Source organism: Marinicrinis sediminis, assembly GCF_042685085.1.
In the GTDB taxonomy this organism is placed as follows: Bacteria; Bacillota; Bacilli; order Paenibacillales; family KCTC-33676; genus Marinicrinis; species Marinicrinis sediminis.
Genome location: NZ_JBHUMM010000043.1, coordinates 607,371 through 622,734 on the forward strand (window position 1 = coordinate 607,371; position 15,364 = coordinate 622,734).

Annotated in this window: 13 protein-coding genes; all 13 read left to right on the plus strand. The window is 49.1% G+C overall.

Features of this window, described 5'->3' with window-relative positions; all coding sequences use genetic code 11:
* The first annotated feature begins 2 nt into the window (after window positions 1-2).
* The 13 genes from ACFSUC_RS16550 (at window position 3) to ACFSUC_RS16610 (ending at window position 15,350) form a co-directional block, all read left to right on the plus strand.
* Complete coding sequence (locus ACFSUC_RS16550; protein WP_379930742.1) at window positions 3-569, plus strand: DUF4255 domain-containing protein; 567 nt, start codon at window positions 3-5, stop codon at window positions 567-569.
* 9 nt (window positions 570-578) lie between these two features.
* Window positions 579-1,400, plus strand: coding sequence for a hypothetical protein (locus ACFSUC_RS16555; RefSeq protein WP_379930744.1), 822 nt, complete (start codon window positions 579-581; stop codon window positions 1,398-1,400).
* A gap of 64 nt (window positions 1,401-1,464) precedes the next feature.
* Window positions 1,465-3,222, plus strand: coding sequence for a phage tail sheath family protein (locus ACFSUC_RS16560; RefSeq protein ID WP_379930745.1), 1,758 nt, complete (start codon window positions 1,465-1,467; stop codon window positions 3,220-3,222).
* Window positions 3,223-3,287: 65 nt separating this feature from the next.
* Complete coding sequence (locus ACFSUC_RS16565; protein ID WP_379930746.1) at window positions 3,288-3,722, plus strand: phage tail protein; 435 nt, start codon at window positions 3,288-3,290, stop codon at window positions 3,720-3,722.
* Window positions 3,723-3,962: 240 nt separating this feature from the next.
* Window positions 3,963-4,343 (plus strand): phage tail assembly protein, encoded by a 381-nt coding sequence (locus tag ACFSUC_RS16570; protein ID WP_379930747.1) that lies wholly within the window; start codon window positions 3,963-3,965, stop codon window positions 4,341-4,343.
* Complete coding sequence (locus ACFSUC_RS16575; RefSeq protein WP_379930989.1) at window positions 4,337-4,531, plus strand: DUF6760 family protein; 195 nt, start codon at window positions 4,337-4,339, stop codon at window positions 4,529-4,531. The genes ACFSUC_RS16570 and ACFSUC_RS16575 overlap by 7 nt, the downstream gene beginning before the upstream one ends.
* Window positions 4,532-4,539: 8 nt before the next feature.
* A complete protein-coding gene (locus tag ACFSUC_RS16580; RefSeq protein ID WP_379930748.1) occupies window positions 4,540-4,974 on the plus strand; it encodes a phage tail protein in 435 nt (144 codons plus the stop codon).
* Window positions 4,975-5,008: 34 nt separating this feature from the next.
* Window positions 5,009-9,199 (plus strand): hypothetical protein, encoded by a 4,191-nt coding sequence (locus ACFSUC_RS16585; RefSeq protein ID WP_379930749.1) that lies wholly within the window; start codon window positions 5,009-5,011, stop codon window positions 9,197-9,199.
* A gap of 3 nt (window positions 9,200-9,202) precedes the next feature.
* Window positions 9,203-9,838 carry a CIS tube protein gene (locus ACFSUC_RS16590; RefSeq protein ID WP_379930750.1) on the plus strand — a complete coding sequence of 212 codons (636 nt, stop codon included), beginning with the start codon at window positions 9,203-9,205 and terminating at the stop codon, window positions 9,836-9,838.
* A 6-nt stretch (window positions 9,839-9,844) separates the two neighbouring features.
* Window positions 9,845-10,948 carry a phage late control D family protein gene (locus ACFSUC_RS16595; protein WP_379930751.1) on the plus strand — a complete coding sequence of 368 codons (1,104 nt, stop codon included), beginning with the start codon at window positions 9,845-9,847 and terminating at the stop codon, window positions 10,946-10,948.
* Window positions 10,945-11,655, plus strand: coding sequence for a phage baseplate assembly protein V (locus tag ACFSUC_RS16600; RefSeq protein ID WP_379930753.1), 711 nt, complete (start codon window positions 10,945-10,947; stop codon window positions 11,653-11,655). Before ACFSUC_RS16595 ends, ACFSUC_RS16600 begins: the two co-directional genes overlap by 4 nt.
* 170 nt (window positions 11,656-11,825) lie before the next feature.
* Window positions 11,826-12,227 (plus strand): GPW/gp25 family protein, encoded by a 402-nt coding sequence (locus ACFSUC_RS16605; RefSeq protein ID WP_379930754.1) that lies wholly within the window; start codon window positions 11,826-11,828, stop codon window positions 12,225-12,227.
* A gap of 33 nt (window positions 12,228-12,260) precedes the next feature.
* Window positions 12,261-15,350, plus strand: coding sequence for a baseplate J/gp47 family protein (locus ACFSUC_RS16610; RefSeq protein ID WP_379930755.1), 3,090 nt, complete (start codon window positions 12,261-12,263; stop codon window positions 15,348-15,350).
* Window positions 15,351-15,364: the final 14 nt, after the last annotated feature.

The window sequence follows — 15,364 nt, forward strand, 5'->3', positions numbered from 1 at the left end:
CCATGGGAAATACAAATGCGATCTCGGATGCGGGTCTGACGCTGATCGAGCTGCTAAGGGAAAAAATGGTGCCCGACCCGATCGTCCAGCCTGAATATATCGGTCTCGGCACCCCTGCAGATCCGGGAGATTTGAATCTGCTGCTGTTTCTGTACAATGTGACGGACAGTGAGAGCAGATCCAATGAAATGATTGCTGACGCGAGAGGAAGCCTGCAATATCCGCCGCTTGAAATCAATCTTCATTTTCTGCTTACGGCATTCTCTAGCGCGGATGCGAAATCGAAGATGCTCGATGAACACCGCATGATGGGCAAAGCGATGCAAGTGCTCTATGATCACTCTGCCATTCGCGGTGCTGCACTCAAGGGAACCTTGCTGCAGAACAATGAAGAATTGCGGGTACGGAAGGAAGACATGCCCATGGAAGGGTTGCAAAATATCTGGAACTTTTCAGATACTCCTTTTCGACTGTTTGTTCCTTATATCGCCGGACCCATACGAATTGAATCCACTCGCACGAAAGCCGTCAAGCGGGTGACACGTACCGATTTTACGGTACAGGGGTAGGAGGAGACGATGCAGACAGGCAGACAATCGCGTTTTGGACAAGCGGCCGGCATCATCCTTCCCTTGGTGGACGGGTATACGGGTAGACCACCAGCCTTGCGGCAGCTCACGGTGTGCTTGAATGGCGTTTCAGTCAAGCCGCTATGCAAGCCTGACGGGCATATGCTGCTGATGGATGTGCCCGCCGGCACGTATTCGCTCGAAGTATCCTCTCTCTTCTATTTGCCAGCCGAGATGCATGTGCAGGTTGAAACCGATGGACATCCCGTCTATGCTACTCCCCTGATTCTCAAGCCGCATTCGGCTTATCCGTTTCCATCGGGTGCTGCTCTGATTCGAGGCAGCTTGGCAAAACGGTTCAGAGAAGGTTCCGCAAAGACGGATGACCCATCTGCCCCTCCCTTGATTCGAGGGGCGGTGCAAAGTGAATCTTCGGCCAAGGCCAGATTGTCACAGGTCAAGGCTGAAAAAGGGACACAATTGGTGAAATTTACTGAATTGTTAGGCAATATCATCGTGGGAGAGCCGGTTTTGCTCAAAAGCAGGAAAAAAAACGCTCACGAAGTCATTCGAATCGTGAAATGGATGGAAGAGGAAGAGGGCTACCTGCTAGCGGAGCCGTTGGAGCATGAGTATGAGCGCGGGTCGCTTGTATACGCGGTCGTGGAAACGACGGAGAATGAGCGGGGAGAATTTGTCCTTCCTTTTCGGGGGCCGCTAGGCAGAGATTGTGTCATCCAGGTCACCGTTGAACAGGATCAAAAAGTGGAGTACGAACGGGAGGTGAGAGTAACCGGACAAGAGACTGTCATGTTAGGCAGGATAGACTAGTTAATCATCAAGCGATCAATAGAAAGGAGGAACTGGTTTCAGGATAACTTGGAACCGGGGAAACATGGCTGAATATTTATCGCCTGGAGTGTATGTTGAAGAGTTTGACAGTGGCTCCGTACCGATGGAGGGTGTAAGCACAAGTACCGTAGGTTTTATAGGTGTGGCTCAAAAAGGACCAACGGAGGGGTTGCCGCTGCTGATTACCAGCTTTGCTGATTTTCAGCGTTATTACGGATCTTATCTCTCTCAAAATGCATTCGGGGAATATCGTTATCTCGCCTATGCCGTCGATCATTTCTTTTTAAACGGGGGCTCTCGCTGTTATGTTATGCGTGTCGCGCCAGGGGATGCCAAACCGTCTGCCAATGATCAGACCGTTCTTCATTTTACCGCTAAAAATCCGGGTGTATGGGGAGATCAGATTCGCGTCGCTGTCGCACCAGCTTCCAAAGCGAAAACCCAAATCCTGGCGATCGAAGGAGAAGCTTCGCAAGAGGGTGAGGCTGCATCGGCCAGCCGTTCTTATCGGGTTAAATCAACGGCCGGGTTTGAAGTGGATGATGTAGTCGTCTTCTCTGATGGCGAACAGAAGCAATATCGCAAGGTTGTCAAGGCGCAAGATTCCATCTTGGAGCTGGATCAGCCGCTAGAGGGCGGAGATGCGGTCATCGATGCCAATCTGCTTCCGCAGAAGGTGCTGAGAACCTGTGAACTGGAAGTCAATGTGCTATGCGGTGATGAGGTGGAAACGTATGAGAACTGTTCCTTGAACGGTGCATCTGCCAACCATATCACGAAGATCCTGAGTCGTTCCAATCTTGTGCTTGTAGAGGATCACAGCAGTGAAGCGGGGCAAGAGGAAGTCGTCTCTCCGTTCGCGCTGATTGCGGGCGACAAGAAAGACGCTGCATCCTACACGATTGCACTTTCAGGTGGAAGCGACGGTTCGGTTTCATCGCTCTCTCCGGCTGATTTCATGGGTGAGGATCGTGGACCTGGCAAGCGGACAGGCATTCAGGCTTATATTGACAATGATGTGGTCAGCATCATGGCTGTCCCGGGCGTCACTGATGCCAACGTTCAACTGGCGCTTGTTGCCCATTGTGAGAATCTGAAGAGCCGGTTTGCGATTCTGGATATCCCGCGGGACAAGACCAAAGTAGCAGATGTAAATACACATCGGGACATTTTCGATTCCCAGTATGCGGCCCTTTACAATCCGTGGCTGCAAGTATTTGATCCACTGGAAAAACGCAGCATTTTCATCCCGCCGTCTGGTTCCATGGCCGGTATCTACGCCCGTTCCGATCAGTCGAGAGGGGTACAGAAGGCGCCTGCGAACGAAGTGGTCAGAGGCTGTACTGGACTGGATTGTCAGTATAACAATGGTGAGCAGGATATTTTGAACCCGCGCGGCGTAAACTTGATTCGGGCTTTTTCCGGACAAGGGATTCGAGTGTGGGGAGCGAGAACGACTTCTTCCAACGGACTGTGGAAGTACATCAACGTACGCAGACTGTTTATTTTCGTGGAAGAATCGATCAAAGCCGGCACCAACTGGGTCGTATTCGAACCAAACGACGAAATGTTGTGGGCACGGGTAAATCGGACGATTGAAGCCTTCCTGACACGGATCTGGAGAGACGGCGCCCTGATGGGAAGCAGCGCTAGCGAAGCATTCTTTGTCAATATCGGCAGATCCACCATGACACAGGACGATATCGACAACGGACGACTGATCTGTGAAATCGGGATTGCACCTGTGAAGCCAGCTGAATTCGTCATTTTCCGGATTACACAAAAAACGAACGAAGAATAATCGCGAGCTTACATAGCGACTGAGCAACAATCACAATTTAGATTGATGGGGAAAGGAGAACATCGATGACAGGAGAACGCAGAGATCCGTATAGAAATTTTCGATTCAGAGTTGAGATTGACGGCATTCAGCAAGCCGGCTTTAGTGAGGTATCCGGTTTTGATGCCAATATCGATGTCATTGAGTACCGTGAAGGCGATGACATTACGACCCCACGCAAGCTGCCCGGGCTGACCAAATATGGCAATATCACCCTCAAATGGGGCGTGACCGATTCCATGGAGCTGTTCGAATGGCTGCAGGATGCGATGGATGGAACGATTGAGCGCAAGACGGTGACGATTATCGCGATTGATGAGGAAGGCAGCGACGCTGCTACGTGGCAAATAATGGAAGCGTGGCCGATGAAATATACCGCGCCTGACTTCAATGCGACTTCTTCCGATGTCGGGATTGAACTGCTTGAAATTGCACATGAAGGTATGCTGAGAAGCTCATAATTCAATGGCTCACCACATCTTCGCCTCGTCTTGGAAAAGCTGGCATGGCGTTTGCGACGCAGGTGGAGCATGTGGAAAGTATGAAGAATGATGAGTAAAGATGGAACATTGAAGTAAATGAAGTATTCAGGATGAACGGTTGGATAATGGTGAGCTTGTCAGACAGTGAAAGCTGGCTGCAGGACTCACCCTTGTCTCCTCCCGTATCAAACTCGCGTAACCATAACAGGAGGGAATAGCATGGCATTTAAAACGGAATATGAATTTGAACTGCCTAGAGGATTTGTAGACGAGAATGGCAACCTGCATCGACATGGCGTGATGAGACTGGCTACGGCCGCAGATGAAATATTGCCGATGCGTGACCAGAGAGTTCAGCAAAACCCGGGTTATCTGTCCATCATTTTACTGTCTCGCGTCATTACCAAGCTGGGCGATCTGAGAGCCATCGATACGAAGGTGATGGAGCGTCTGTTCACAGCTGATCTGACTTTCCTGCAAAATTTTTATCGCCAGATCAATGATCTCGAAAAAACGACCATGACCGTACGATGTCCGAAATGTGAAAATCAGTTCGAGGCAGAAAATGATTTTTTAGAAAAGATGGAGGGGGCATTGTAGGATATCCTGCTGAACGGATTTATGAGGAAGCAGGATTCATCGCCTATTATTTTCACTGGTCCCACGATGAAATCATGAACATGGAACATCGCGAACGGCGCAAATGGTGCGAAGAGATTTCCAGAATCAACCGCATTCAAAACGATGACAAGAAAGAAAATCCGTTTGATGTGTTTAGCAAGAGGTGAGGCGACGAATGAGTGACTGGAATCATACTTATTTTACAACCTATCGGTTTTGGGTAGAAATCGACGGCCTGTTGGTTGGCAGCTTCTCAGAAGTGTCAGGCCTGGAGAGTGAAACGGAATATGAGACCTATGAGGAAGGCGGAGTCAACAGCTACTCCCATCGAATTCCGAAAAGGACGAAATATCCGCACCTCGTGTTAAAGAGAGGCATGACCGATTGCAGTGAATTGTGGGATTGGTATGAAGAAGTCGTAAACGGGAAATTCAAGCGTAAAAGCGGTTCCATTATTATGGAAGATGTATCCGGCAAGGAAAAATGCAGATGGAACTTTTACGAGGCGTATCCGTCCAAGTGGACAGGCCCTTCCCTGAATGCCACGAGTAGTGATGTATCCATCGAAACACTGGAACTTGTACACAATGGACTGAAGACCATCCTGTAGTCGCAAATACCTGGGATGAAAAGAGGGAGCCTATATGTTCATACACAAATTCATACGTTCTCTGGCTTCGTCCCTGAACCGCAATGTGCTCGATTCAGAGCCTGTGCAACCACTGCCTGCGCTTGGCTCGACGGACATCCATGCTCAATTTTCAAATGAGATCTATGAAAAATACGGATTTCAAATCCAGCCGCCGCGAGAACGGGCCGCCATGGATTATTTGGCGCGAACCCCCTACTCAGAAGGTCAACATTGGCTGCAGGCTTCAACCTTTATGTTTCAGCTCAGGCTTGAATGGAAACGAAATCAGGATGCAGGAAAGGCTACGCCCCGGAATCAGGCTTTGCAGAGCATGATTCAGCATTCCCGGTTATGGTCCAGGCATACCCTGTTAAACCCCGTCTTTCCAAAGTCAGACCCCACGAAGAACAAACAGCAAGAGGGACGAATGAACTCCGTGATTTATGCATCGCTTCACAACGGAGCGGTCCTTCCGGGAATCGTTTTCCCGAACCGTCCCTTTTCATCTCTCCGTAAAGGGTTACGCTTGCCTGAAGGACGCAAACCGCGCGCAAGCCAGATTCATCCAGCTCTAGAATCGCTCCTATTTGAAAAACACAGACATTTTGTACATGTCGAGAATACGACTGCCCATCGCGGCACTGATCCTCTGGCAGAGCACTCATTGCCCGTTCATCACCCGTCCTCAGACAGGTCACAGTTAGCGGGGTGGATGCAGAATGGGAATAAGCTGCAAGAAACCTTCTCTCACTTAACGGTATCGGAAAGCTCACTAGAGAGGGAGCATGCGGGTATCCGTAAGGGACTGAACACGCATACCTTTACGCACAACGTGCATCCGGTCGGGTTTCAGCGCGTATTTGCTCGCTTTCTCTCATCCTCTCTTCTATTCAATACCGCGCGTTCGCTACAGCGCCATACGATGGAGGAAAGGGGACAGGAAGAGAAGAGCGGTCATAGGCCCATGGATCCAGTCACCGTCCATCCGTTGCGTGACCCGCGCATACATTCTGTACAAACCATTGCTTCCGAATCGAAGGTTTTAGAAACCAGGGATTGGGCTGAGACGATCCTGCAAGCAGTGAGGCCGGATGCGGATTCAGTCCTGTCTGTGAAGTCCGCCTTCAACACGCTCCAAATGCTGCAAATGCGATGGAGAAGGCCGCCAGACTATCTGTCAACCACATGGTTCCGAGAATTGTCCGCTATCAGGAACATCAGGAGTTCACAGCATGTGAACGATCGATTCATCAATCAGATTTTGAATGAAAATGAATCGTTCAGCATCGACCGTGAACGGATGAAGCGCATTACGGTTAGCAACCAGAGGGATCTTTGGGATCTTCGCACAGAATGGCTTCAGACCGTACAAGAGAATAACCGCAATCATCGGGATAACAGCAATCACTGGGATAACAGTAATCACCGAAATAACAGCAATCACAGAAGTCACTGGGATCAATGGAATGTCTGGGATCATAGGGATGACGGGAATGGCAGAAGCCGCTGGGATCAATGGATTAGCTTGGATCACTGGGATCGAGGGGATCATGGGGATCACGTGAATGGTAGGGATCAAAGTAATGATCAGATTAGATGGATAGATCGGGAAAACAACATTTACAGAGACGATAAGCCTATCCGCGTTTTCAGACAAAATGAACATTTCAGAATGAACAGAGATCGCTGGGAACATGGGAATCTTTGGCGTCAACGTCAAATCAGTCGGCCCCTTGAGTTCTTTTTCTCATTGGTACGAAGCCAATCGGTAAATCGAATGAACGATCCAGGGATCATGCGATCCATGAACGTGATAAAGCAGATATTGCGCGGTCATGTCGCGGAAAATGAGACCTCGATTGATTTGAATACGCGTCTGTCCCGTTCTCCATCTGTGATGGATGTGCTGCAATGGAGCCAAGCGGATTCGATGCCTTTTCTCCAGCTGTTAATGGAATCGAACACGTCTGCAAGTGCGACGACAGGACGCAGGAAGTTCAGTCAGACTGTGCTCGATCATCCGCGACCGATCCCGGTTGCTTTGCACCAGCAAACCGGAACGGATAGAGGGACCCAGGAACAAACATCCATTTGGTCAGGCATGGGACAAAGTGACCAGACCACACAGTTTGTGCTGGAGCGAAGAAACACCCATGCATTCCGAATGCCCAAGCCGTCTGCAAGGATGTGGAAGTCTACTTTTGAAATTGAGATGACGACTTCAGGGACACGGGATTTCTCATCTGATGCATTTCCGGCGGTCACCCAAGCTGTCTCTCGCTTGCTTACATATGCCAGTTTTCATTTGCTTCATTCTTTACATCGACAACACGATGAACAGCGTGATCAACAACATAATCGACAACATAGGGGACCATCATTATCAAGTGTTCGACCGATCGTCAATGGAGCTGTGGCAACAAGAGAGCTAGCAGGAAATCGTACAATACAAGTTCATAACATGTCTCGATCAGCTTTATTACAACAAGTATTCAACCCTGCACGACTGACACGCTGGAAGGAAGAGACGTTCTCCCTGATAAAGCGGCTACAAGCGGGATGGGATGATCTCGGATGGCCAGAGGCGTTACCGGAACCGGAACGGAATATATCAACAGGCAGCATAATGTCGCGGTCATTGGGGTTAGTTTCGCCAGTTTCACAGACCAGTGCCTTTTGGGGAGCCTTGCCATTCATATCGGGAGCTTCACAATCTATGCCGTTGCAATCTTTGCCTACCTGGACATCATTCCCGACTTTGCAACCCTGGCAGCCGATGACTTTCCGTGTTGTGAATCAAACCAACAGACTGCATGCGAACGCTCAGATTGATGAGCCTCCGTTGGCAAACGGGCAAGAAAACCTGACTTTCCAGAGACAGGTGTCCGATCATGCTGATACGAGTATGAGGCATCGAGTTGAAAACGCACATAGAAAGCTTCAACCAGAAATGCGTACTGCGCAACACGTATACATACCGAAATACATGCCCAACCGGTTGCTCAATCGTCTGCGGTTTCTGCCGCTGCTTCATGCCCCTCATAGAGATCTGCATGATCTCGGTCATGATAAGAGGATGGCTGCCGATGCATTAACTAGGGTTTCGATCAATGAGATAAATGAGATAAACCGGATTTCAAATCGGTTCTTGAAGCAGAACGATAGTCTGCATGCTCAATCGGCATCTCAGTCTCATTCGAATATTAACAATCGTTCACGACAGGCACACGAAGGAGCAACCCGTCATCTAAATCAGGTGCAACTTTGGAACCCCATGGTTCAGAGAAATCTGTGGCATCCCGATTGGAATCGACAAGACCAGCTTCGTAGAGCGGATATCCTTTCACCGAACCTTCACAACCGCACTGTCGTGCAACGGATACAGCAGCAAGATCAACGTTGGCCTTTGCGAATCAATGAGTGGCAAAGTAAACATGCAAGTATAAGAGAAAGTGACAGAAAGAGAGAAAGAGAAAGCCAGAATGAACGAAAAAGTGAAAGTGGAAATGTGATCTCTTTCAGCAGGGTCTTTCAGACGCACACAGGAATGTCCGACATGTCCTGGAGACAGGTTGCGGAGTCCAGGTTGCATCCCCTACGGGCAGCGGGATCTGCCATTGGCGATCTGAATAGGCGGGATGCTCAGGGTAAGGGGACTGCTCAGCTGATGTGGAATCTGCATGAGACGAGACCCATCGGACGGTCTCCCTCGCAGCTGCAACAGCTTGCAAATCCAGTGATTCACTTGCATGAGGAGATTCTGCATCGCACACAGCTTTTTGGTCAAGACGGTATGCGTTTGCGCCAAGCGGGAAATGACTCTTCTTCCATGGATACGACCCATGTGCAGGTGAATGCTACGTCCTTGCATGCAAGGTCAGAACAGCAAACCCGTGCAAACCCCAGCCTGACCATTTTGCAGAAAACGGCGGATCCGGCAACTCGCAAAGAGGCAGCAACGGTTTCTCCATCCACACTTCACAGAAAGGCACCGATGGAGCATGCGTCGAAGCCAAAGCCGACAGCTGCCACGATCGATACGAAACAGATCAACCAGCGATTCAAGGAGGTCGATGACCGGCTTGAGAAAGTGGTGCAAATGAGCGAAAAGATGGATCAGTTCAATATCCGTAAACTGGCAGATGAAGTGTATCGCACGCTTGGTAAACGGATGCGTTTTGATCAACAAAGAAGGGGATTTTAGACCATGCCATTAAAAAAAGCAATGATCTATGTCCAGCGAGGCACCAAAAAGAATAAAACAGACAAGATTGAAGTGATGTTCAATCCGAATCAGTATACGGTGGACCTGCAAAATACGTATACGTTTCAATCTTCGCCCGGCATATCCGTACCCATCGCGCAATTCAGCAGCGGCGGTGCGGAAACGCTGGATGTGGAGTTGTTTTTTGACACCTATGAAAAGCGAACTGACGTCAGGAAATATACAAAAAAGATCACGTCTCTGATGAATGTGGAAAAAGATCTGCATACACCACCATTGTGCCGGTTTGTATGGGGCTCTCTCGATTTTCAAGGGGTCATGATGTCGGTGAATCAGAGCTTTACCATGTTTCTCGATTCCGGCATTCCTGTGCGAGCCACCCTGAAGGTGAAGTTCAAGCAAAGCGCTTCTGTGGAGGAACAGTTAAAGGATACACCTCGCCAGTCTGCTGACCGAACGAAGCGGCGAACCCTTCATCAGGGGGAAGAACTATGGATGATTGCGGATGATGAATATGATGATCCGGGCAAATGGCGCGAGATTGCGGAAGCGAACCAGATTGACAACCCGCGCAGTGTGAAACCAGGTACCGAGCTGACGGTACCAAGGCTGGAGTGATAGAGCTTGGGAGATTTGAAACTGACGACGAATCAAACATCATTCTCTAATTTGGAGAAAAAATATCGGGATTTTGCTGCACCTGCGGTCGCCGTCGTGATCAGTGGCAAGGATATGGTCAAGCAAGAGCATATGGTATTGAAATCTATCCGCATTGAAACGACCGTGCAACCCAAGGCAGACTCCTTTTCCTTCGTCATTTCCGATTGCTACGATTACGAAAAATCTGATTTTGAATTTATCGGAAAAGAAATCGCACTCGGCAAAGAAGTGGAGATCAAGCTGGGCTATACAGACAAGCTGGAGACCGTATTTGTTGGTATGATCACATCGGTATATGCGGATTTTCCAAAAGGGGAAACCCCTCTGCTGATTGTCAGCGGGATGGACAAGTCATTTCTCATGATGAAAGGCGTGCATACCAAGTCTTGGGCGAAAAAAAAGCATAGTGATGTCGTCAAGGAAATTGCCGGCAATTATGGCTTGAAAACCGATATTGATGCCACAGCGGAACTAAAGGAATTGATTGTACAGAATGCAGCCAATGATTTTCATTTTATTACGTCGCTTGCCCATTTGAATCATTATGATTTCTTCGTGGTCGGCAAAACGCTATATTTTCGAAAAGCGCTGACAGACAAAACCCCCGTGACCACGTTGAAGATGGGGATGGCGCTGTATGAACTGTCCATCGATGCCAATCTGTCTGATCAAATTGCCGAAGTGGTCGTCATCGGGTATGACGAGGAAAAAACGGAACGGATTGAAGTAAAGGTCAATTCCGTCACCAAGCTCGGATCAAACTCTCAGACCGGTGTCGATATCATGAAGAAAATTTCCAGTAAAAACAAGGACTATATGTATACGAATGCAGGCTCTCAGAAGGAGGCCAAAGCCATTGCAGAAGCGGCAATGAATCGAAGGGCGATGGAACTGATCAGCGGCTCCGGCGAGTGCGTAGGCATTCCTGAGCTGAGAGCAGGTCGCTACATCGAGCTGGAAGGAATCGGGAAGAAATACAACACGCTGTATTATTTGAAGGAAGTCGTGCATCAGGTTGATGAGGATGGATATGTTTCACAATTTCAGCTAGGAGGAAATGCCATATGATGGAATCTCTGAACGGTCAAGAAACCATGTCTCCGATAATCCCTGGCGTGATGGTGGGGATTGTCACGAACAACAAGGACCCGGAAAAGCTGGCAAGAGTGAAACTGAAACTGCCTCTGCGTGAAGGAGAAAATGAAACGGATTGGGTGCGCATTGCCACCATGATGGTGGGCAAGGACAAAGGAAGTCTGTTCATCCCAGAAGTCGGCGATGAGGTGCTGGTCGCTTTTCACCTGGGTGAGATACGCAAGCCATACGTACTGGGTATGCTGTGGAACAAAAAAGAAGGATCACCTAAAGCCGATGACAAGAACAATTTGCGAAAAATCAAATCCAGATCAGGTCATGAGCTGATTTTTGATGATACAGACGGGGAAGAAAAGGTCACGATTCAAACAAAGAGCGGCACTCTGATCGAATGGGACGATGCCAAGGATACCATTTTGATGGCAGACAAGAACAATAAAAACAAAGTCACCGTCGAAGGGGGCTCCGTGCAACAGGTTTCCATTGAATGCGGCAGCAACAAGGTGACGGTCAATGGAAAAGGAGATGTCTCCATTGAAAGTGTGAAGTCTCTGAAGATGAAATCCGTCCAGCTCGATATTGAAGCAACCGGCTCCATGAACATCAAGGCAGGAGCGTCTCTCAATATTCAATCAAACGGCATGCTGGCGGTAAAAGGCAGCATGGTGAAGATCAACTAGTGCTGGGCAGTAGCAGGGGATAGAGAGTAGGGGACAGAGAGTAAGGAACAGTTTATCCCAGATCATCATTAGGGAGCAGTTCATCTCGTATAGTAAGTAAGGGATAGTAAGTAAGGGATAGTAAGTAAGAGATAGTAAGTAAGGGATAGTGAGCAGGGAGGGCGAGAAGCGTGGCCAAGGAATTTTTGGGAAAAGGATGGAAATTTCCCGTCGAAGTCGATCCCGCAACCGGTCGAATCCTGATGTCTGAGCATGAGGATGATGTAGCGGAAGCGATTCGGATTATTTTGCAAACCTCGCAAGGGGAACGCATGATGAGAGGGAATTTCGGCTGCGATCTGCGTGACTTCAACTTCGAGATGACCGATGATACAACGCTGAAAATGCTGGAATCGAATATTCTGAAAGCAATCCGAAACTGGGAGCCGCGCGTGGACGAGGTGGACGTACGGGCCGAAGCCGATGCGTCGATTCCTGGCAAGCTGCACATTCATATACAGTACACGGTTCGGAATACGAACAATTTATATAATCAGGTCTTTCCGTTTTATTTATTTGAAGGAGCCAGTTAATCTTGAATGTCAACCGGAAGGGAGGTACAGCCAATGCGGACTCCGATCATAGATCCACGAACGAGGCAACAAGTGATTCAAATGGTGAAGGAAATGGCGCCGCATTACACTCCTGAATGGAGATTTTCGCCGGACGATCCCGATCCGGGCACGGCGCTTGCGTGGATGGTGGCGGATATGCTCGAGGAGAATATCCATCGACTGAACAAGCTTCCGCACAAGCAATTCGTTTCTTTTTTAAATCTGCTGAACACTTCGCTGCTCTCCGCCAGACCTGCTCAAGCTCACTTGACCTTCAAGCTGAACGAAGGCACGAGACAGCCGGTTCATATTCCAAAAGGAACGCAGGTGGGCGCGGCAGTACCCGGTCTGGAAGAATCCGTCATGTTCGAAACGGAAAAAGCCTTGCATGTGACGAATGCGAAAATTCAACAATTGCTCGAAGTCAGTTATAAACAGGATTCCATTCGCAGTTTGCCAACGGACATCTTTACATCCTCAAATGGTCAAATCGAATCGAGTCAAATGGCGCCGATAGAGCTGTTTGGCGATCATGATGCGGAGCAGATGCAGGAGCACAGTCTCTTCATCGGACATGAAAGTGTACTAAATATCGTGCATCCAGCTGTGATTGAAATCAGATTGCTAAATGAGCAACGTACCTATGATCTTCCCCAAATTGCCGAGAAACTCAGTCATGCTGATCACATGGAGTGGTCCTATCTCAGCAGTGAACAAGAGTGGGTGCCATTTGATGAGGTCACGGCGCAGGACCATCATGTTCGGTTGACCAAACAGATTAAAAAGCCCTTGGTCAGGGACAGTGTCTATAACGATAGCGATGAGTTGTTCTGGATACGGGCTAAAGTGAAGCGATTTGATACTGCTTATCAGTTTCTATCGGATGGTCAGCTGGAAATGGACGGACTGCAATTGCAATCCCGCAATCTGCCTCAGGAAGGGCTGGCGATTGGTCCGGATTTGCTCTTTCAGAATGACATTGAGGAAAATGCAGACGGATGCTATCCGTTCAGTCCCTTCTTTGCACCATATGGGCTCTTTTATCTGGCCAGTCAGGAGGTTTTCAGCAAGAAGGATGGACAGGTCTCCATCGCCTTCAATATGAAAGCCATTCGCAATCAGTTGATGAAGGACAAGCCACCGGATATCAAGTGGAAGATGGTCATGAAACGATCGGATTTCGCCGAAAAGGAAAAGCCCCGAATTTCCATTGAACTTGTCTATTGGGAATATTGGAACGGTCAGGGCTGGGTCCGTCTGGATGTATCGGAAGAGCAGGAGCAACTGTTTCATGATCTGTCCGAGGAAGAAATCAAGGGCGAGCTCCATTTCAACATCCCTACTGATATGGAAGAGACCTATGTCAATTCCCATCTGAATTACTGGATTAGAGGCAGAGTGATTTCGATTGAAAATTTGTATGAAACGGATGGCATTTACCTGTCTCCGTGGCTGAGTCATTTCCAGCTGTCCTATTCGTATTCGGACATGCAGCCTCTGGAAGCGTGCCACGCCAAAAATAATGGAGAGTGGCAAAATCTGACGGGGTCACTCTTGTACAGTCGGACGGCAACCCGCCCTTTTTTCCCAGTGGAGAATCAGGTGCCCGCACTCTATATGCGATTTGACGAACCACCTGTCGGGGGACCTGTCAGTATGTACTTCTCCATGACCTCTTCAAATCGGATGAGCGAACAGCCTCCATATATGGAATGGCAGTATTTAAGCAGACAGGGTGCGGGTGCGCAATGGGTGCTCCTGAAGACGAGAGATGAAACCGACGGGCTTTACGAAAACGGAACGGTCCAGTTTTCCGCTCCACCGGATTTCGTAAAGCGGAAACGGTTCGGACAGGAGGGCTACTGGATTCGCGTCATGAATCGGGATGAGAAACTGGAACGGGAGGATTTTTCCCGTCCAAGACTCGCTGCCATCTATATGAATACTGTGAATGCGACCCAGCAGGAGACGGTTCTGGATGAGTTTCCAGACCCATTACCGGACGCAGCGGGACATGTATTCCAATTAAACCGCAAACCGATCATGAATGAGCAAGTGTGGGTGGATGAAACCGGTCAAAGAACCGAGGAAGAATGGGAAGAGTTTGCCAGGCATTACCCTGATCAGATCGAATGGGTCAAGGATAGTGCAGGTATTCTCCAACGGGTTTGGATCAAATGGGAACATACCGAGAATTTGCTGCATGCGAAGGGACAAGACCGTTATTATGAGCTCGACCGGGCGGCTGGACAGCTGAGGTTCGGAGACGGGACGACAGGCAAGGCCCTGCCAGTACTCGGTTCAGATGCAGTGCGGGTGAACTATCGGGTTGTACAGGGGAAGTACGGCAATGTACCGAGGCATGCGATTCAGCAGCTTCAGCAATCGATCGCGTTTATTGAATCGGTTACTAATATGGAGCCTGCAGCGGGTGGAACGGATGTGGAAACACTGCCGGACGCGTTGCAGCGAGGTCCGCAGAAGCTCAAGCATAGAGGGCGAGCGGTTACGACAGAGGATTTTGAATGGTTGATACGGGAAGCCTATCCGGCTATTGCCAAGGTGACGTGTCTGTCTGCCTGGCCCGGAAAAACAAGTGGAAGCGGCGCATCGCTTGCCGTTGTACTGTTGCCTGAATCAGGACTGGATAATCCGGCGTATTTGTCCGGTTTGAAAAAGCAGGTCAGGACTTTCCTGCTGGATAAAGCTTCGGCGATGATCGCGTTTTCTGATCAGCTTGAGATTATGGAAGCTGCCTGGATCGAAATCTCTGTGCAAGCAGAAATCGTCATCCATGATATGGACGAGAGTATTCCTGCAGAGGTCGAGGCTGTCGAACGACTGGAAGCCTATCTCGATCCGTTTACAGGCAATGAGCAAAGAGAAGGCTGGGACATTGGACAAACCGTACATATTTCTCAGTTTTATGCCTTGCTGAAGAAGATCCACGCGGTCAATTATGTTCATCAGTGCAAGATGAGCATGCATCGCGTTGAGAAGGGTCAGAGAGTGGAAATATCCAATCAGCAATGGGAGCAGACGCGTCACGGGGTTATTCGTTCGGGCAAGCATACCGTGATGGTTCGCGTACAAGAGGGATGAGAAAAAGGAGGTGG